The organism is Stieleria bergensis (genome assembly GCA_007745635.1).
In the GTDB taxonomy this organism is placed as follows: domain Bacteria; phylum Planctomycetota; class Planctomycetia; order Pirellulales; family Pirellulaceae; genus Stieleria; species Stieleria bergensis.
In genome coordinates, this window is record CP036272.1 from 1,490,168 (window position 1) to 1,508,700 (window position 18,533).

Genomic DNA, 18,533 nt, shown 5'->3' on the forward strand with positions numbered 1-18,533 from the left:
TTAGCGGATGAAAGGATGCGGCTAGCAGCATGGCCTGTTTATCGAATCGATGCTTGATCGGCCAGCAGTTCACTGCGCTGATCATTCTTTTGAAAGCATTCCGTTTGGACGATCAAGTGAATCAGGCTGCGGATTCGGTATTGCTTGTTTTCAAGATCAGCCACCAACGACCGAATCGTTGCTTCGTCGTAGTATTCCAGTTGACGGCCCAAAGCATATGACAGCATCTTGGTGGTCAATTGCCGATTCAGATCATTCAATCGCGTCTCGTTGATGGCTTTGCTGAGTCCTGCCAAGCCATCAACAACCGTCCCGTCAGGCAGGGTGCCTTTGGTGTCCTGATGGCGGCGGCCAGGTCGATACCGTCCATACCAATCAAATTGGGACAGGGAGAAACCCAGCGGATCAATCTGGCTGTGGCAGGCGTAACAGTTGGGGTTGTTGCGATGCAGTTGCAGTTTTTCTCGTTGGCTTAGATTGTCTCGGTCCGCGATCCGTTCGTCGAATTCGCTGACGTTCGGTGGAGGTGGCGGTGGTGGTGTTCCCAGCAAGGTGCTTAGAATCCAGTTGCCTCGAACAACCGGACTGGCTCGGCCGGGAAAGGAAGTGATTGCCAGCACGCTGCCATGGCCAAGCAGACCTCGCCGCGAGCTCTCGGTCAGCGAGACCTTGCGCATCGCCGATCCCATTACATCCCGCATGCCATAATGCTTGGCAAGTTCCTCGTTCAAGAATGTAAAGTCGGCATCCAGCAAACGTTCCATGGGCAGGTCATTAGCAATCAGGTCCGAAAACAACATCGCTGTTTCCGACTTCATTGCAGCAACGAGGCTGTCTGTTGCCCAGGGATTATCAATTTGGTCGGGGCGCACCCGATCTAAGTGATCGGTGCCTAACCATTGCGCTGCGAACAGCGTCCCCAACGTTTTCGAACGCGGATCATCAAGCATACGGTCGACCTGCTGCGCCAGGATCTTCGGATCCGTCAACCTGCCCTGCTCTGCCAACGAGAGCAGTTCATCATCAGGCATCGATGCCCAGAGAAAGTAAGACAAGCGACTGGCGAATTCATATCCAGAGAGCGTGCCGTCGTCGGCCGGTTGCTCGCTATGAAACAAAAAGTTTGGCGAGATCAGAATCACCTTCAGTACATCGCGAAGAGCTTGTCGCGGTTGCTGAGACTGTTGCCGTTTGGTTTGGTAGTGATTCAGTAGCGGTCGCAACTGTTCCTCAGAAACAGGCCGACGAAACGCACGGCTCGCGAACCGTTTGATCACGCTTTCCGGCGAGCGAAGCGTGGGATCGTTTTGTAGCAGATGTTGCCAAGCCTGTTTGTGTTCGGCGGTTTTAGGAATCAGAGGCAGTGCTGAATCGACAGCAAACTCGGCAGCCCCAACAAAGCGTTCCAATGTGATCGGCTGAAAAAACAGGCTGTTAGCACTATTGCGAAAACCGCTGCTCGCACTCATGTCTGCCGGGAACCGGTCCGCTGGGCGAACGTCAGCGCCCAGCAGGTCGCGCACGGTGTGATTGTATTGTTGGCGGGTTAGACGTCGTGCGGGTTCGTTGCCCGGGCGATCGATCGATTGGTAATCAAAGTCGCGAAAGTAGGCCGTTAGCCAGGCCAGCAATTCGCGCCGCTGGGCGTCGGGGATCGGTTCGGCATCCGCCGGTGGCATGGAGCGGACTTTGATCTGTTGGATCGCGTTGTTCCAATGCTCGCCGTTGACGACCAAGGGCAACTGTGAGACCAGCGTGTCAACGTTGAAGCTACCTCGCGATTCTTTCCCGCTATGGCATTCTGCACAAAGCGTTCTTAGTTGAGGTGCAACATGATCGGCGAACGTCCAGTCTTTGACGTTTGCGAAGTCTTCGTCGCGCAGTTTAACCGGTTGAAAGCTGGCATCGGGAATTTTGGCAGCGGGTTTCTCGGTGCGGTCTGGATTTGAACGCTCCTTGAGTCGCTCCTTCAGTTCACGTTCGAGTTCTTCAGCTTCTTCGTAGGCGTCTTCCTCTTCCGCCCAGAAGATGCCCAAGCGGAGTTCAGCAATGGCGCCGATGTGATCGGCGGCGCGTTCAAATGTTTCACGCTGTCGTTCAAATCGCTCAAGCCGTTCTTCGTCTTCGTTTTCCCGAGCTTGTTGCTGGCCGTCGATTGATTCGATCAACTCTGCCAATTGCTGGAGTAGTTCTGTGACTTCCTGGACGCCATCGTCTTGTTCGGCGTGGCGAAGTTCTTGTTGCAGTTCGGTCAATTCAGCTTGACGATTGAAAAGGTCCAAGCGTTCTTCTTTGCACTCGACGTCAATCTCCGCTCGTCGCAGTTGGTCCTCCAGAGCTTCAGCGTTCTCACTGCCCGATTCTTCTGCGGCTTCAAGTTGACGTTCGAGGCGGATGATCTGAATGGCTGCACGGCGAATCTCGCTAAGCAGTTCGATCCGACGGTGGACTTGGGTTCTGCGTCGATCAAGTTCACTAGCACGCTGCTTGGCTTCTTGCAAACGCTCGTCCAGTTCTTCTAGCCAAGGATTCTCGGCAGCTTCCTGGCTACGAACTTGCGCTGGTGTCGCGATCACAGTCAGTGCCAGCGTCAACACGATCAGCAATTGATGAGGAAGGCTCATTGGGGCTAATTTCTTCTTGGGGGGCACTTGAGATCGGGCTTGCTGAAAACGAGAAACGAAATTCATAGCGTCGCCCATTCAGGAACCAGCCAATCGGGGTCGAGCGGACCAATACATGATAGCTGATCATCAAGATAAGTCCCGTCAACACACAGACAATTGGCAGTTTGATCCACGGGTTGATGGCAAATGGCGCGATCCAGTACTGCACAAAAAATATCAGAGGAATATGGATCAAGTACATCCAGTAGGAAGCATCGGAGAGGTATCGCAGCAACGCGCTCGGTCGACTGAACCAGCACGCGAATATCCGGATCGATGCAAAAATCATCAGCCATGTATACGTCGACTCGATCAAGACGATCACCGTCCGTGGGCCGGAGACTTGCTTGCTGAGGTAAAGCCAACTGGGATACAGCACCAAGCAGCCAGCCGCCATCATGATCAATCCGATGACTCCGCTGGGGGAGCTTCGCTGAGCGTGTTGTTCAGGGGACGAGTCGGTGTAGTGGGCGTCAAAAGACAACGCTCCAAAACCAAAGAAAACGGCATAATAAAGCAGGACTGAGGGTAGCGGCAGGATCCCCAGCGAGGTTCCCGGGCCAAAATTACTGACCGCGTCGTGCATGGTGAAGGCGGGAATCGCGGTCAAGGGAATTAACCAGACGTAGCGAAACGAAGTGCTGGAAAACCACGCTGGCAGTCGCGGCAAGCCAGCGGCTCGCCCAAGGGCATAAACGATCGCTAACCCACTCACTAGCCAACACAGAAACCATAAGAACCAGAGGTGTCCAGTGGCTGGAAATGCAAACAGAAACTCGATTCGTTGATTGCCGCTCTTGGATGGTTTGTCCAACTGGATTGTTTCCGGTGGAATGTTGACCATCCGCGCGATCTGCCGACGGCCCGCGAGCACTTGGTCATGATCTAATTCAATGCTGACAAGGTTGCTGATCGTTTTCGTGATCCCCCACGGGGCGTACAGCATCTGAACACAGCTCTCACCGCGGTTGTTCTTAGATTGCGGATCCGCGCCCGCTTGAATCAATGATTCGGCGGTCTCTGGTTTGCCGAATAGAAAGGCACCATGTAAAGCCGTTGCACCATCTTTTTCGCGATGGTTGATGTCGCCACCACTGTCAAGCCATTGGTCAACGGCTTCGACATTGCCCGATGCAGCGACGTACCAGCCCGATGTCAAGTTTGTTGTTGAAGGTTTGCTTGATGGGGTTTTCTCCCGCATTTCGATTTGGGACGACTGGGCGGCGGCACGTTGTTGCTGCCATTGTGCGAGGACGCCGTAGCACACCCAGTTCAATGGAATGATTGTGATCATGCCGACCAGAAACGGCAAAAAAATTCGCTTGAAACGTTGCCAGAGGACTGCCCGCAGTCCTCGCCGACGAATCAGCATCATCGTGAAAAATCCGCTGATCACAAAGAACAGTGGCATGCGAAATCCATGGATCACTGCCAACAGCAAGCCCATGCTGGAACTGGGCATGCTGTCTTGAACTGGCCAGGCTCCGGGGATGGGAAGAAAGCCCAGAATCGCGTGCAAGACAATGCCCAGTAACATCGCGATCGCGCGCAGAGCATCAAGATCATGCCGGCGATCAATTCGGCCGGTAGAATATGGGACAGAATCAGCAGACATTAAACAGCCAGGTGAACAATTTGCAGACAGTCGTCGCAGCGGCGAAGGAATTTATCGCCACTTGGATGGTCTACCTATTCACTGCCGAGCTGGATTCAATCTGGACGCTGTAAATCCAGAAAAATTCTCATCGCTGCAGCCTCATCATCGCTTTCACTGCTGAGCCTTTCGAAGGATGGCAGCGATTTCTTCACGTGATTTTTGCAATCGTTCCATGTCCAGTTCAAGGCTTAAAATGTTTGCCAGACGGGTATAGGTTTGTTCCAGTTGCTGATTCCATGGCTGCGAAACCACCTGCAACGCGGTCTGCTGATTCTGGTTTAATGCCGTTCGATCGGCCTGCTGCTGAATCAGTAACTCGACAATCTCCTGGTGACCAAAGAAGGCCGCCACGTGCAGCACCGTCGAACCCTGAGGCTCGCGGCTATTCACGTCGACGTCGGCCTCCAGGCATGCGGTCGCAAGTTTGAGGTTTCCTTGAATGCATGCGTCGATTAAGTCCTGGGACGTCAGTTTGGTGCCAGTGGACTTAACCGGATCGTTGCCCGAGATACAGTAAAGCTTTGTCAGAGTACGAACGAGCAGTTTGCCATCACTGACCGATGGGGTGGCAATGCAAAGCTCTTCAAGTGGGTTGGTGTGCACCAGTTCATATTCGTCACCGGCTTTGATCACATAGGTCAGCCCGTCTTCACTGAGGCAGAACAGGTAGCCGTTGTACGCCCAGGGACTGGCGGTAAACGATCCGCGCGGTGAGATGCGGCGTTTGCCATACACTTCTTCGCCCGTCTTGGCATGATGGCAGGTGATGATGCCCTGATCGTAGATCGTGTACAGGTTGTCCCCATAAACAATTTGAGTGGTGTTGTACGGCGATGCTTTGGGTTGATACCATTGAATGAATTCGTTTTCAGCAAACTCGCCTGAGGGCGCGATGTCGCCTGATCCGCCTGGCAGAATGGCAAAGGTTGGACGGTGGAAATCCCCGACATAACCCGAGGCAACATAGCACATGCCATGAGCGGCAAACGGTGACGGAATCACCAGCACGGACATGCGTCCCTTGAAGTGCCATAGCAATTCACCTTGCGGGGAGTAGCTGCGGTTTTCGACGCGCCCCGGCACCACAATCTCTGTCCGCTGATCGTGTTTCCAGACGAATGGCGTTGCCCAGCTATGCGTCTCATCTCGTTTGGTGCGCCAGCGTTCTTGACCGGTCTCGGTGTCGAAGGCTGCGATCCAGGAGGATTCAAGATTATCGTAGACCATAATGACCTGCCCGTCACAGATCACCGGTGACGCCGCGGCACCGTAGTCGAGATTGGTTTTCTTGGGGGCAATGTCTTGCTGCCACAGCAATTCGCCTTCCAGAGAGTAACAGTACAGTCCCAGATCGCCGAACAAGACATACAGACGCTGTCCATCGGTGGTCGGTGTTTCGGCGGCGTAAGAGCTTTTCGGGTGACGCGGAACGGTGGGCCGTCCGGTATGAGCTTCGTGCTTCCAAAGTTGTTTCCCGCTGTCGATGTCAAAGCAATACACCATCCAGTGGTGAACCCCTTTGCCAGGATCTCGCACGCCCTGTCCAAGGTACAAGCCTTTTTGGGGCGGCGTGTTTTCTTCATCGGCGATCACGGTGCTCAGGAAAACGCGTTTGCCGACCACGATCGGACTGCCCCAGCCCTGTCCGGGAACGTCGACCGACCACTGTGTGTTGTCCTGCTGATTCCATTGAATTGGCAAACGAGAGTCATCGGCAGAGACACCTGTCGCGTCGGGGCCGCGGAAACGTGTCCAGTCTTGCCCGCTGCAGACCGGAGCTAGGATGGCCGCCAGCAACGCGAATGTTGCCAAAAACCTCGCCTGCGGTCGTCGAAGTAACACGAGGCTGACAGTTGCGTTCGTCAGAGGGTTCCGCATCAAGGCAATCAGGGACATTGAAGACTCACAGTGGTGGGTGTGGCGTGTTTGTGGGTTAACACAGAAGCGCTGCGAACTCAAAGGGTGAAGTTTCACTTCACAGCCTAAGAATGTTACACTCTTAGAGTCTGCTCATTGGACACTTCTAAACCATTTTTTTTACTCGGTGATTCAAATGCTTCGATCTTCGGTCACAACTCTGGCTCGATTGGCCATCGCGTGTTTAGGTTTCGCCGGGATTTCAGCCACGGCCACAGCCATGGCTCAGGACGCAGATCGCCGGGCCGATGCACCGGCGACCGATCGTGAGGCGGCCCAAGCCGCTGATCGACCTGGCGCTGATCGACCCACCAGAGATCGCGTCGCTACGGATCGGGCTAAGCCCGCGGCCGATCGGCGGATGCAAAGCGATCAACCGCGTCGCAGGCAGCGGCAGATGCCGATCGATGTCAAAGATCCCGCTGGCTTTAAACAAACCACCGACGAGACATTGTTCTCCGGACCACAGCCGGGTGAGCCGTTGCCGACACTGAAGGTGCGTGGGGTCGGCGGCAAGAAGGACGGTGAAGCGTATGATCCCGTTGCGGCGGCCAAGCAAGGAGTCCACGTGTTGGTCTTTCAGGAAGGCGACGGAGTCGGCCTGCGCGGCCTGTTGGCATTCTCGCGTGTCTTCAAACTGATTGCTAGTCACACCGATCAACCGTTGGCGTGTACCGCTGTCTTCTTGCAGGATGACATTGAAGCGGCTGAAAAGAAAGCACGCTTGATCCTGCGTTACCTTCCCGAGACCACTCAGCTGACCTTGTCCTCTGATGGTCGCGATGGTCCAGGGAGTTATGGCTTGAATCGTCAAGTGGGCATGACCGTGCTGGTCGTCAAAGATGGCAAGGTGCTTGATAACTTTGCCTTCATTCAGCCCATGCTGTATCCCGATGCTCACGTGGTTGGCGCGATTGCCAAAGCCTTGGATGTCAAAGCAGAAACCATGACCGCCTGGGTGAACCCGACTCCAGTGGACATGCCTGGAAAAGATTCTGGCATTGCGATGCGAGGCGGACAGCCAATGCGTGATCGACCAGAAGCGGCTCGAACCAACGGAGCTGCCAATGACTCGGCGGGTGACGTGGCCCGGCCCGAGGCTGACAAACAGCGACGCCAGGCAGCGTTCCGTGAAAAGCTCGGCAACTTGGTCGGCAGTGGCAAAGTCACTCGCCAAGAAGCAGCCGAATTGATGCAGGCGGCCTTTGGTCCTGCTGAAGAAAACAACACACGAGGACAGAGTGATCGCTAACGGCAATCGCATCCTGCAAGTCGGCTTGATTCTCTTTGCCTGGTCGCTGGGTGACAGCTCACCGGTTGCCGCCCAAGGTCGATCGGCAAAAACACCCGTGGACGCTGCAAAGCCTGAAAAGGGGACGAACGGCGATTCGCTGCCGGTCGACTTTCGCAATGACGTGATGCCGATCTTGACTCGCCAGGGCTGTAACGTGGGAGCCTGCCACGGCGCCGCACGCGGTCGCGGTGGGTTTCGCTTGTCGCTTTACGGTGGCAACCCCTTAGCAGATCACGAGGCAATCGTTCGGCACTTGAAAGGCCGCCGCATTCACTTCGCTGATCCCGAGAGCAGTTTGCTGTTGCGAAAAGCAACCGAAAGTATCCAGCACGGCGGCGGTGAAGTGCTGTCATGGGACAATCCTCTAACCGAAACCCTGGTCGACTGGATCGCACAAGGAGCCCAGCTTGGCCAGTCCGACTTGCCCACGCGAATCGAAGTGCAACCCCGTCGTGCAGAGCTTAAGAGCACGTCAGATCGCTTGTCGATTCAAGTCTTTGCCAAAGGTCCCAATGGGCAGAGTCGCGACGTCACTGAGCTGACCGTTTTGACGGCAGAAGATTCTTCCGCCGTTGAGATCCAGCGTGAACCGGTCACCATCACCGTCAATCGACCGGGACGCCACGTGGTCATCGCACGCTACTTGAACCACGTGGTGCCGCTGCAAATTAGCTTGCCTTTTGGGGGCAATGCCGCGGCCGTCAACTCTTCCGCTGCACAACGGAAACAGCAACATCTTGTTGACCGCTACATCGATCTCAGTTTGCACTCGCTGGGGTTGCCAGCCTCGGGGCAGGTGAACGATCAGATCTGGCTGCGCCGCCTGTGCCTTGATTTAACCGGTCGCTTGCCAGAGTTCACTGAACTTGATCAAGACCAGTATGACTTGTCGCAAGCAGATGATCGCCAGCGAGTGATCGATGAATTGCTTCAGTCACCTCAGTTTGTTCAGTTCTGGACCTTCAAGTTTTCACAGTGGTTGCGCGTCCGGCCGCAGTTGTCCGATGCACAGGCCGTGCGGCAATACCGCGATTGGATTGCGGATCAGATTCGCGGTGGCGTCAGTTATCAGCAAATGGCTCGCGAGTTGATCTTGGCATCCGGTAACTCTCAGCAAATCGGGCCAGCAAACTTTTATCGCACTGCTCAGTCGCCACGATTGCAGGCAGAGTTCTTTAGCGAGTTCTTCATGGCCAGTCGGATGCGCTGCGCCAATTGCCACAATCATCCACTGGATCGCTGGACTCAGGATGATTATCACGGCCTTGCGGCAATTTTTGCCAAAATCCCCACGCGGCCCATGGTCGAAGTGAATCCGTTTGGGCAAGTCATTCATCCGCGAACCCTGCAGCCAGCGGTTCAGCGGTTACCAGGGGAACGTTTTTTAGAACAGACCGAGGACGTGTTAAAAGGCGATCAAGGACGTCAAGCATTGGCTAGCTGGTTGGTTGATTCTCAGAATCCTTACTTTGCAAAGGCATTTGTGAACCGGCTTTGGAATCACATGATGGGACGTGGCCTGGTCCATCCTGTCGATGACTTTCGCGACACCAATCCACCGACGCATCCTGAGTTGTTGTCCGTCATGGCCGGTGATTTTACCGACAATGGGTATGACTTGCGTCACACATTACGGTTGATCGCAACCAGCCAAGCCTATGCTCGAAGTTCCGACGTATTGCCCGGCAATCAACACGACGACAAATTTTATTCTCACGCTTTGCCGCGGCCTCTGATTGCTGAAGTCATGGCGGATGCCATCAGTGATGTGACCGGGGTGGCTGAACGTTATGCAGAGATGCCGATTGGAACTCGGGCGACAGAACTGGTCGTGACCAATGTACGGACGCGGACACTGGAGGTGCTGGGACAGTGCGATCGCAGCGACAGTTGCGAAACAGGCAGCCTGCCCGTGGATGCCTTGGCCCAGAACTTGCACTTGTTGAACGGGCCGCTCCTGAATCAGAAGTTAGACGCCCCGCAAGGCAGGCTGCACCGCCTGCTGGCTGCCGGTCATCGCGCTGATGATGTGATTGATCAGTTTTACATCGCGGCCTACAACCGCAAACCGAACGCAGATGAACAGCAGTTTTGGCAACAACAGCTGCGCGCTGTTGGTCAAGATCGACAATTGCAGCGTGAAGTATTGAATGATTGCGTTTGGAGTCTCTTGAACAGTTTTGAGTTCAAACATCACTGATTTGTGATGGAAAACCTGGGCGGAACGTCCTTTCCCGATGGCACAGCCGATGAAACCAATTCTTTCCTATAACTGGGATGGACGACCGCGGCGCGATTTTTTGCGACTGGGCATGATGGCCGGTGCCTTTGCTGGCCTGTCAGCGAGCCAGCGAAGCATCGCTAACAATTCGGGGCCAGCCAAAGCGACTGGCGCCAAAGCATGCATTTTGATTTGGCTTGACGGCGGACCGAGCCACTTGGAGTCATTTGACCCTAAACCTGATGCTCCTGTGGAAGTTCGAGGGCCCTTGGGGTCCATTGCAACCAAGGTTCCCGGCGTCCGCTTGGGTGAGTGCATGGAACGCACCGCAGAGATAATGGATCGCATCACCTTGGTGCGTTCCCTGACATCGCCCCTTGGTGAACATGCTGTCGGGACACACTACATGCTGACCGGGTACCAGCCGACTCCCGTGCTCGAGTATCCGGCTTATGGTGCAGCGTTGGCCGAAGTGCATCAGCCACGCAGTGTCTTGCCCGCTCATATCGCCGTCCCAAAGTTCGACGATGCACTCAGTGGCAACGGATTCTTGCCCACTCGCACCGCTCCCTTTACCGTCGGTGGAAATCCTGATTCACCGAACTTTAAGGTGCGTGACTTGGAGTTCTATCCGGGGTTAACGCTCGATCGCTTGCAGCGTCGAAAGCAAATGGTCGGACAGCTTGATCAGTTCCATCGTAAACTTCAACAAGCGGATGTGGTGGGTGAGAGTGCTTTGCAACGGGCCTATCAGTTGGCCGCGTCCCAGGAAGCTAAGCAGGCCTTTGATCTCAGTCAAGAACCACAGGCGATTCGCAATTTATATGGACGTGGAGGTGGATCTGGGATCGGGCAAAGCTGTTTGCTGGCGCGACGCTTGGTTCAGCGAGGCGTCCCCTTTGTCACCGTTGGCAGCACAGGCTGGGATACGCATCAAAATATCCGCACCTTAAAAGAACGTTTTCCCGGTGATCGGAACGCCCACCTGCCTTCGATGGACAGAGCCTTCGCGGCTCTGGTCACGGATTTAGAATCGCAAGGCATGCTGGACGAGACCTTGGTACTCGTGATGGGCGAATTTGGGCGTACTCCCAAAATCAATGCCGGCGGCGGGCGGGATCATTGGCCCAACGCTTATAGTGTCGCGATGGCCGGTGGAGGTGTGCCCCGTGGTGTGGTGGTTGGTCAAAGCGATGCGCTGGGCGAACGACCAGCAGACCTGCCCGTCACTCCGGCGGATCTGGCTGCGACGATCTACACATTAATGGGACTGGACCCGGCGTTTGAATTGCATACCAGTGATGGTCGACCGGTCAGGTTGGCGCCCGATGGCGCTGAACCGATTCGGGAAATCTGCGGTGTCACGGAGCGAGATGCGTGATGCCAAGGATTGTTCGTTCGCTGCCCTGCCCTGCTGCCTTGTGTTGCGTTTTGCTGCTGTTGTGCGAAGTCGTTGCGGTTGCGCAAGCACCGGTGACAGGGATCTGTGATTTCAGTGCAGAAGGTTACCTGATGTCGAGTTCGCAAACGGGACTCACACGCTGGTCTTGGCCTGCGCTGAAATCCATGCCCGCGCTGAAATCCACTGAATCGATGGCAGGCCGTGAGGTTGCGATTGGATTTCCAGCGAATGCTCTGCTGCCCTCGCCAAGTGGCAAGTTATTGGCCGTCGCCGGTGGTGAGCCAGCTGAGAGTGGCACTGCTCTGGTGCTTGACTGGTCCAGTGGTGTTAAGCGAGTTCGTCTGACCGGGCATTTGGACGTGATCACGGCGCTGCACTGGCTGGATGATCAGCGTTTGGTGACCGTGGCAATGGATCAGCAAGTCAAGGTGTGGGACATTTCCGCAGGCCAAACGCTGGCGACCTTCGACGGACATGCCAAAGGCGTCACGGATGTCTGTGGCATTGGCAAGACTCGCTTGATTGCCACATCCGGATTGGATCAGGGCATTCGAATTTGGGACTTGGATTCTTCAGCCCTGGTTCGCAGCTTAAGTCTTCATACCGGAGCAGTGAATGCTTTGGTTGCCAAACCCAGCGGTCAGGACTTATCAAGCGGTCAGGGATTGCCCATGCTTGCATCAGGCAGCGACGATGGCACGGTTCGGTTTTGGCAGCCAACGATTGGCCGCATGGTGCGGTTTGCCAAATTGCCAGCGCCGGTGCTCGATCTGGCTTGGTCGACGGTAAACGATACCGTTATTGCCAGTTGTAACGACGGTTATTTGTACTGGATTGATCCGTTGACGGTCACCATCAGGGATCGCCGGAAGGTCAGTGACGGATGGCCTTACGCTTTGGCAATTGTCAACGACGGCAACTGGATCGTTGTCGAAGGTCGGCAGGGAGATTTGGTCCGAATACCTGTTGGCGGTCACGATGAGCAGTGAGTCGGGCAAGGAAGAGAATCGACTGTTGAACGACCCAAATGTGCTTGCTCCGTCTCCGTTTCCCATTCATCGTCTGAAGTCAGACGAAGCGGTTGTGTTTGATGCTGTCTCGCGCAAACGCTGCCGAGACATTCGCTTGTTGCTGACAAGTATCGGGTTGTCTTCACGGATGGAACCGTTCCAGTCCCGGTTCTATCTGATCGTCTCTCAGTCCGACGTTGGCGTTGCTGGACGAGAGATTGACTCCTATGTCAGTGAAAATCCCAGCGAGACGGTCGTTGTTGCGGCGCCAAGCGTCAACGCGGTTGGAGCCGGGGCTGGGGTGATTGGTTATTCCCTGGTGATGCTCTTGTTTGGATTCCTGACGGCTCCCTGGGGCATGGATCTGAACTTGGCTGAATGGGGCGCGATGCAAAGCGCCGCGGTGCGCAGTGGCGAACTCTGGCGCACGATCACGGCCTTGGACTTGCATGTCGATGCGGGGCACCTCTCATCCAATTTGGTTTTCGGTGCCCTGTTTGGTCTGCTAGCCGGTCGAACCTATGGCGGTGGGCTGACGATGTTGGTCGCTGTGATTGCCGGCGGCTTGGGAAATTTGCTCAATGCCTATGTGCAGCCGCCCGAGCACTCCTCGATCGGCGCTTCCACCGCAGTCTTCGCCATCCTTGGCATGCTGATTGCGGATTCGTTTGTCACTGCCAAGCAGCGCGACACAGGTCTGCGGAGAATCATTCGGCCCGTCGTTGCGGGCCTGTTGCTGTTTTCATACCTGGGAATTGGCGGCCCACGAACAGACGTCTCTGCCCACGTTTGCGGGATGTTGATGGGCGTCGCCGTTGGGTTCGTCTGCCGCCTTTACTTAACCGGATGGGCAAGTAAGACAGGGTTGCAATTTGGATCAGGATTGGCTGCCCTGGTGCTCACCCTGGCTGCCTGGACGGCGGCATTCCTGTAGCCGACAAGCACGAATCGGGTGCTGACGAACCACCGATTCAACAAGGTTTCCGCTCGTTGGAGGACCGGTTCGCAGGCGGAATGGCGGCTGGCGCCAACGCCGCTGAGAAGGCATCACTGCTCAAGCCTTTGAAAAGGGGACGGAGGTTTGTGCCGCGCGAAGTCCTGCGGTTTCGTTCCTTGCTGTGATCTGGGGTTACGGTTGAAAGTAATCCGGTAGATTCTTTTTGGTTTCAATCAGAATCGCCAGAATGGCGTCGCGGTCTTGCTTGGCAAGGTGCTCGTAACGTGGTGAAGCGTTCTTTCCCGAAAGCACGTCATGCAACTGTCGGTACACGGCTGCCAGCAGCTGTGGTTGCAATCGATCAAACTGAGGCGTGTAAATTTGATAGCTGCAGGGGTAGCGAAACAATCGCGTGTTCAAGTCCAACTCACGCAATGAGCGACCATTCTTGGCGGTGAGGCCTTGCTTTTGAAAGCTTTCTGTAAAGCTGCTGGATCCTTTGATTGACGCTGTCAGTGGGACCTCATCGGCGAACAACATGTAGTCAACGATCGACGAGGCGTATTCGTTGATCGCTTCTTGCGTTGAAACAGAGCCGTCCTCGGCAACCTGATAACCGGCGGTCAATCGTTTGGCGGCATAGTTAGCTTCGATCATGCGATTTTGCATGCCGATCTGATGCTCCAAAATCATCAGGGCGATCAAGTCACTGGTGGGCGACGGCCACAGGCTGGTGTCAAACTGAGATTGCAGCGTCTCGCTGGAGTCTTTGCCAAAGGCGACCATGGTTTCGTTTTCAAGAAACGAGTTGCCCATGTGCTGCATGCCGCCAGCATCGCCGGTCACAAACCAGCCTCCCCAGCGCTCTTCGATCGGACTGGTGTGGTCAGTGTCATGCATGTCCAATAGCAAATTGATCTTGCCGCTGGAACGAGTGCTGACGCTGCGCACCATGTGCACCGGGTGCTTACCGGCTCCGGTGGTGGTTTCATGGCAGGTGAGGCAGCGATTGTTTTCGCGAGAGAGATAGGGCCTGCGTCCCATTTGCATGCTGTAAAAAGCCACGCCAAGCTCAGGGTCCGCGGTTGCGATCTCCACTAATGAGCTGCCTTGAATCCAGCCCACGACCACTTCGTCGTTGAAGTAAAACGCACGAGGGTTACTGGGTGAGATTCGGAACGCTTGCAAACTGGTTTTAGAGAACACCAGGATTTGAGAATCGATGGGGATCTGTAAATGCTTCAAGAGCGATTTGACGTAACCTTGCTGCGGTTCGTAATCAAGCTGTACTGATCCATCTCGTAGTTGGTCGCGCAGTCGAGAAACCGGATTTTGTCCCGGGGTCTTCAGGTACTCAATCGGCGGTTGATCCAGACGTCCTTTGGACAGAATCTCGATCTCCGGGCCAGCCTCTGATTGCTCGATCTGTTGGGCGGATGCTGGCATGATCCAGTTGCCGCAACAGGCTACACAGGCAGCAAATAGACAACGAAAATAGAGCATGGTAGGACGCTGTAGTGGAGAAAAACTGGGATTCGGAAACGGGCGTCTTCTGCGTCAACCGGTGGCATCCAGTGCACACTGTGTGATCAGGCAACCGCTATATTGTAATGATTCTCTGCGGGCAAGCGAATCTAGATTTTCCAGGGTGGGGCAACGCGATGGATTTTGGCATCCGGACGGTGGTTTTCAATTGGCGCGTGATCGTGGCCTTGGTGCTTCTCTACCTTGGAACTTCACTTTATACCTATGCGATGGTGCATTGGTTTGGTGATGACGACCTTGCTGTGTTGGCGTTTTGGGGCTTGTTGACGGGGGTTTTTACGTCAACCTACGCGGCTTTGACCGCTTCGGGCATTCATGTTCTGTGGCGGCAGAGTGTCTATTTTGTCGTCACATTCGTGTTCAGCTTAGTGTGGGCGCTGATCGGCGAGGAGTATTCGGTCGGCGACGAAATCGAGTGGATGTTATTCATTGCGATTTTGACCATGGCGTTTTCTCTGGGCATGCTACTCTCGGCTGCGATCTGGTTGTTCGGCATCCCGAGTTGGAGTTTGCCAAACCAACAGGTCCAGCATCGGCCGGTCGCCTCCCTGCGAGCCTTGATGGCCATCACGGCGCTATCGGCAGTCGTCTTTTTTCTGATCCCCAAGCTTGGATTCGAATTGGAAGACTGGCAAGCCATCGCGATGCTTGTCCTGTTGCCACTCTTTGGCTGGTTTGCAGGTTCGATCTCTTATTGCCTGAACACCCGAGCGCGTTATTACCTGACCTTGCCAATCCTGGCCTTGGGATGCGCTGCCGGATGGATCGCTTTGCATTACATCGACTTCGATTTCGATGACGAGGAGAAACTGTGGTTCCCAGTCTTACAGGTCGGTCTCCCCTTGCTATGCAATGCGCTGGTTGGGCATCTGGCTGGTCACTCGGTTGGCCCGATGGCTGGGGATTCGGCCCCGGAGTCGTCATCATCCTCTCAGCAACCAGTTGTGTCGGGCATTCAGAAACCCGCGATGATTGAAGCGACGACCGGCAGTGCAATCGAAACGCCGAGTGCTGGCGGCGGCCATTGATGTTTCGCAGAGTCTTCGCCCCGTGTGCCGTGTGCGGTCAAAACGTTCTTTTTCAGATCAACCTCTGCACCTGCTCTGTTTCTTTGCAGGCCTGTCTCTGTCGCAAGTGGCTCCTGGCCGCCAGGGCGATCGATCGCTGGCGATGGCCTGCCGAGCGAGTGCAGAGATCTGCTGGGAGGATCGGTTCTGGCATTCGTTGGCTGAGTCACTGACTATACTGTTTGGTTTGAGCAACGTCCGATCGGTTGGTTACCCCGACGGCGATCGAACATTTTCTGTTGTTGGCGTGTTGGATGAGCCTCCGCTGTGAGCAACAGAAGTGTCTGTTATGATATCGCTGGCATGGACATGGACTCACTTGCCGTTCCCCCGCCCTTCCCTCCTGTAGAAGAAACTTGCGATGCGAGCTCTTTGTACGTTGATCTTTGGTGTTGTCTTGGCTGCAGTTTCCGTGGCCGCTGATTCGGATTCAAAGCACTGGCCGCAATACCGTGGTCCGGCGGGTGATGGGCGAGCCGATCAGGCGGATTTGCCCGTGACGATTGACGAATCGGTGGTGCGTTGGAAAACACCGATTCATGGAAAAGCGTGGTCCTCACCGGTCGTTTGGGGGAATCAGATTTGGCTGACCACGGCAACCGAAGACGGTACCGAGATGTCCGTCCTGTGTGTTGACAAAGCCAGCGGAAAAGTGATTCATGATCGAGTCTTGGTGCGCAACGAGCAACCCGACTTCTGTCACAAAATGAATAGCTACGCGACGCCCACGCCCCTGATCGACGGCGACCGCGTTTACGTTCACTTTGGCAAGTACTTGACCGCTTGCCTGGACGCGAAGACTGCCGAACCGATCTGGAGTCGCACCGATTTTGAGTGCAATCATCACCGCGGGCCAGCTTCATCGCCCATCCTGCATCAGGGAAAGTTGTTCGTTGCTTACGATGGATTTGACGTGCAATATGTCGTGGCGTTGGATGCTAAGACTGGCAAGACGGTTTGGAAGAAGGATCGAGAGATCAACTACGGCACCGACAACGGCGATCAGATGAAGGCCTATTGCACGGCGCATGTGATCACCGTCGATGGCCAAGAGCAGTTAGTGTGCCCCAGCGCAGTGGCGACCATCGCCTACGCACCAGAGACCGGGGAAACGCTGTGGACGGTTTATCACAGTGGCATGAACGCTTCTGCACGGCCCGTTTACGGTGACGGCTTGGTTTTTATCACCAATGGAATGGGATCCATGGTGGCGGTTCGTCCTGATGGGAAAGGGGACATCACCAAGAGCCATGTCGCTTGGTCTAGCCGAAAAGGTGTCGCCAAGAAATCATCTCAGCTCCTGATCGATGGCATTTTGTACATGAATAGTGACGACGGAGTGCTCTCCGCCCGCCAAGCCAAGACAGGCGACGTGTTGTGGCAGAAACGCGCTGGTGGTTCCTTTGCCGCGTCACCCATCTATGCGGGCGGTAAGATCTATGCCTTCAATGTCGAAGGTGAAATCTTTACTTTTAAGGCTAGCGAAGACTACGAAGAACTTGCCAAGTCAAAACTTGGTGACGGTTTCATGGCCTCGCCAGCTGTCGTGGGGCACGAAATGGTTTTGCGAAGCAAGTCGCACCTCTATTTGATCGCCAAATAGTTCCCGATCTGGCATCTGCGGAATTGCCAGCTTGGATTCACAGCGTGGATTCACAGCGTGGATTCATCGCTGATTTCCCCCGCAAGCCGATTGGGATCTCGGCACGCCAGATCATTGCCCGCTGGGCTTGACGCCTGGTGCATGAGTGCGGATCGACCACAGTGAGCCGCCGGCGGTGATGTACAGGGTTTTCAAGTCATCACCTCCGAAGGTGCAATTGGTCACTTCATCTCGATTGATTGGCAGGAATTGCAGAAGCTTGCCTGCTGGGGACAGCACGTAAACACCTCCCAAGAATTGATCAGCGGTTTCAAAGGGCGGCTTGGCAACGTTGCGACCACCAGCGACGTACAAGCGGCCCAGCGTATCAATCGTTAGCCCATCCGGTCCGCGTCCGCTGTGCCAGTCAAAGATCAGACGCTGGCTGTCAGCGATTGGATTGCCTTGAGCATCCAAGTCAAATCGAAAGAGCTTGCGGGCTCCGCCAACGGTGTTGTTGTGATTGTCGGCAACATACAAGTACTTGTCATCCGGCGAGACGAGAACTCCATTGGGCCGATCGACTTGGTGAGTGATGATTCGTGTCACCGTCCCATCCAGGTCAATTCGGTAAACGCCTTCAATGGAACGCCCATCGGCATCGATCATCTCCATCGACTGACGGTCGCCATAACGTGGATCGGAGAAATAGATTCTGCCTTTGGAATCCGTGGTGATGTCGTTCGGAGTGTTGTATTGCTTGCCCTGATAGTCTTTGGTCAGAACCGTCAACTTGCCGGTGTTTAGATCCAGTCGGCCGACGTTGCGAAATTGTTGGCGACACATCAACAGTGATCCTGCGTTGTCGATCAAGAGTCCATTGGTGCCAGCATCGGGCAGAAAGAGTTTTGCCGATCCAGATGGGCTGGTTAGCGTGATGCCCTCTGTTCCGCTACTGAAAAGCCCGTGGGCTGGATGCCACGCTGGGCCCTCTTTGGCACCCGTTTTGATCAGTTCAACGGGCTTGCTGCCCGCAGCAAAAATGGATTCCTGAGCGAACGTTTGGCTGCCAAGCAGACTCCACCCAAACCAGGCAATCGCCGCAGGGATCAGGAAACGGATGACAGGACGTGTTTGAGCCAAGGAGTGGGAATGGGCGTTCACAATGCTTGCTTCGATGGAGGGGTGTGACGATGCCAGGGGAAACCAGCAGTATAGTCGCGTTCTCAATCGAT

The 18,533-nt window shown here is 55.1% G+C and carries 12 protein-coding genes; 7 read left to right on the forward strand and 5 right to left on the reverse strand.

All coding sequences use genetic code 11. From position 1 onward, the window contains the following. Nucleotides 1-38: 38 nt before the first annotated feature. The 3 genes from SV7mr_RS04950 to SV7mr_RS04960 all read right to left on the reverse strand — a co-directional run bounded on the left by SV7mr_RS04950 (nt 39) and on the right by SV7mr_RS04960 (nt 6,165). Nucleotides 39-2,624 carry a DUF1592 domain-containing protein gene (locus tag SV7mr_RS04950; protein ID WP_419188109.1) on the reverse strand — a complete coding sequence of 862 codons (2,586 nt, stop codon included), beginning with the start codon at nt 2,622-2,624 and terminating at the stop codon, nt 39-41. Further along, a complete protein-coding gene (locus tag SV7mr_RS04955) occupies nt 2,548-4,281 on the reverse strand; it encodes an acyltransferase family protein (RefSeq protein ID WP_145269777.1) in 1,734 nt (577 codons plus the stop codon). The genes SV7mr_RS04950 and SV7mr_RS04955 overlap by 77 nt, the downstream gene beginning before the upstream one ends. Before the next feature lie 153 nt (nt 4,282-4,434). Next, a complete protein-coding gene (locus SV7mr_RS04960) occupies nt 4,435-6,165 on the reverse strand; it encodes an outer membrane protein assembly factor BamB family protein (RefSeq protein WP_419188110.1) in 1,731 nt (576 codons plus the stop codon). Nucleotides 6,166-6,376: 211 nt separating this feature from the next. Between SV7mr_RS04960 and SV7mr_RS04965 the strand changes: the two genes are divergently transcribed. From SV7mr_RS04965 to SV7mr_RS04985, 5 genes are read left to right on the forward strand one after another with little or no spacing between them, the layout of a single operon-like run. After that, entirely contained in the window at nt 6,377-7,492 is a 1,116-nt protein-coding gene (locus SV7mr_RS04965; RefSeq protein ID WP_145269781.1) for a hypothetical protein, read from the forward strand. Then, entirely contained in the window at nt 7,482-9,734 is a 2,253-nt protein-coding gene (locus tag SV7mr_RS04970) for a DUF1553 domain-containing protein (RefSeq protein ID WP_145269783.1), read from the forward strand. The genes SV7mr_RS04965 and SV7mr_RS04970 overlap by 11 nt, the downstream gene beginning before the upstream one ends. Before the next feature lie 49 nt (nt 9,735-9,783). Continuing rightward, nucleotides 9,784-11,136 (forward strand): DUF1501 domain-containing protein, encoded by a 1,353-nt coding sequence (locus SV7mr_RS04975; RefSeq protein ID WP_419188111.1) that lies wholly within the window; start codon nt 9,784-9,786, stop codon nt 11,134-11,136. Continuing rightward, the gene (locus tag SV7mr_RS04980) at nt 11,136-12,146 is read left to right on the forward strand and encodes a WD40 repeat domain-containing protein (protein WP_145269787.1); all 1,011 of its coding nucleotides are present in this window, start codon (nt 11,136-11,138) and stop codon (nt 12,144-12,146) included. Before SV7mr_RS04975 ends, SV7mr_RS04980 begins: the two co-directional genes overlap by 1 nt. After that, nucleotides 12,136-13,101, forward strand: a complete 966-nt coding sequence (locus tag SV7mr_RS04985) for a rhomboid family intramembrane serine protease (RefSeq protein WP_145269789.1) — start codon at nt 12,136-12,138, stop codon at nt 13,099-13,101. Before SV7mr_RS04980 ends, SV7mr_RS04985 begins: the two co-directional genes overlap by 11 nt. 195 nt (nt 13,102-13,296) lie before the next feature. Here SV7mr_RS04985 and SV7mr_RS04990 read toward each other — a convergent pair whose 3' ends face one another. Then, entirely contained in the window at nt 13,297-14,550 is a 1,254-nt protein-coding gene (locus SV7mr_RS04990; protein WP_145269790.1) for a hypothetical protein, read from the reverse strand. Between the two features lie 215 nt (nt 14,551-14,765). Between SV7mr_RS04990 and SV7mr_RS04995 the strand changes: the two genes are divergently transcribed. Together SV7mr_RS04995 and SV7mr_RS05000 are read left to right on the forward strand one after the other, a co-directional pair. Then, a complete protein-coding gene (locus tag SV7mr_RS04995) occupies nt 14,766-15,677 on the forward strand; it encodes a hypothetical protein (RefSeq protein ID WP_145269792.1) in 912 nt (303 codons plus the stop codon). Between the two features lie 400 nt (nt 15,678-16,077). Then, nucleotides 16,078-17,319, forward strand: coding sequence for an outer membrane protein assembly factor BamB family protein (locus SV7mr_RS05000; protein ID WP_145269794.1), 1,242 nt, complete (start codon nt 16,078-16,080; stop codon nt 17,317-17,319). A 111-nt stretch (nt 17,320-17,430) separates the two neighbouring features. On the opposite strand, the gene SV7mr_RS05005 is transcribed toward SV7mr_RS05000, so the two are convergent. Beyond that, nucleotides 17,431-18,462 carry an SMP-30/gluconolactonase/LRE family protein gene (locus SV7mr_RS05005; RefSeq protein ID WP_419188112.1) on the reverse strand — a complete coding sequence of 344 codons (1,032 nt, stop codon included), beginning with the start codon at nt 18,460-18,462 and terminating at the stop codon, nt 17,431-17,433. Between the last annotated feature and the right edge of the window lie 71 nt (nt 18,463-18,533).

Bases quoted from the DNA above. Each gene is read 5' to 3' on its own strand.
- SV7mr_RS04980 (WP_145269787.1), top strand. From the start codon at position 11,136: ATGCCAAGGATTGTTCGTTCGCTGCCCTGCCCTGCTGCCTTGTGTTGC.
- SV7mr_RS04995 (WP_145269792.1), top strand. From the start codon at position 14,766: ATGGATTTTGGCATCCGGACGGTGGTTTTCAATTGGCGCGTGATCGTG.
- SV7mr_RS05000 (WP_145269794.1), top strand. From the start codon at position 16,078: ATGCGAGCTCTTTGTACGTTGATCTTTGGTGTTGTCTTGGCTGCAGTT.
- SV7mr_RS04985 (WP_145269789.1), top strand. From the start codon at position 12,136: ATGAGCAGTGAGTCGGGCAAGGAAGAGAATCGACTGTTGAACGACCCA.
- SV7mr_RS04950 (WP_419188109.1), bottom strand. From the start codon at position 2,624: ATGAGCCTTCCTCATCAATTGCTGATCGTGTTGACGCTGGCACTGACT.
- SV7mr_RS04990 (WP_145269790.1), bottom strand. From the start codon at position 14,550: ATGCCAGCATCCGCCCAACAGATCGAGCAATCAGAGGCTGGCCCGGAG.
- SV7mr_RS04965 (WP_145269781.1), top strand. From the start codon at position 6,377: ATGCTTCGATCTTCGGTCACAACTCTGGCTCGATTGGCCATCGCGTGT.
- SV7mr_RS04975 (WP_419188111.1), top strand. From the start codon at position 9,784: ATGAAACCAATTCTTTCCTATAACTGGGATGGACGACCGCGGCGCGAT.
- SV7mr_RS04955 (WP_145269777.1), bottom strand. From the start codon at position 4,281: ATGTCTGCTGATTCTGTCCCATATTCTACCGGCCGAATTGATCGCCGG.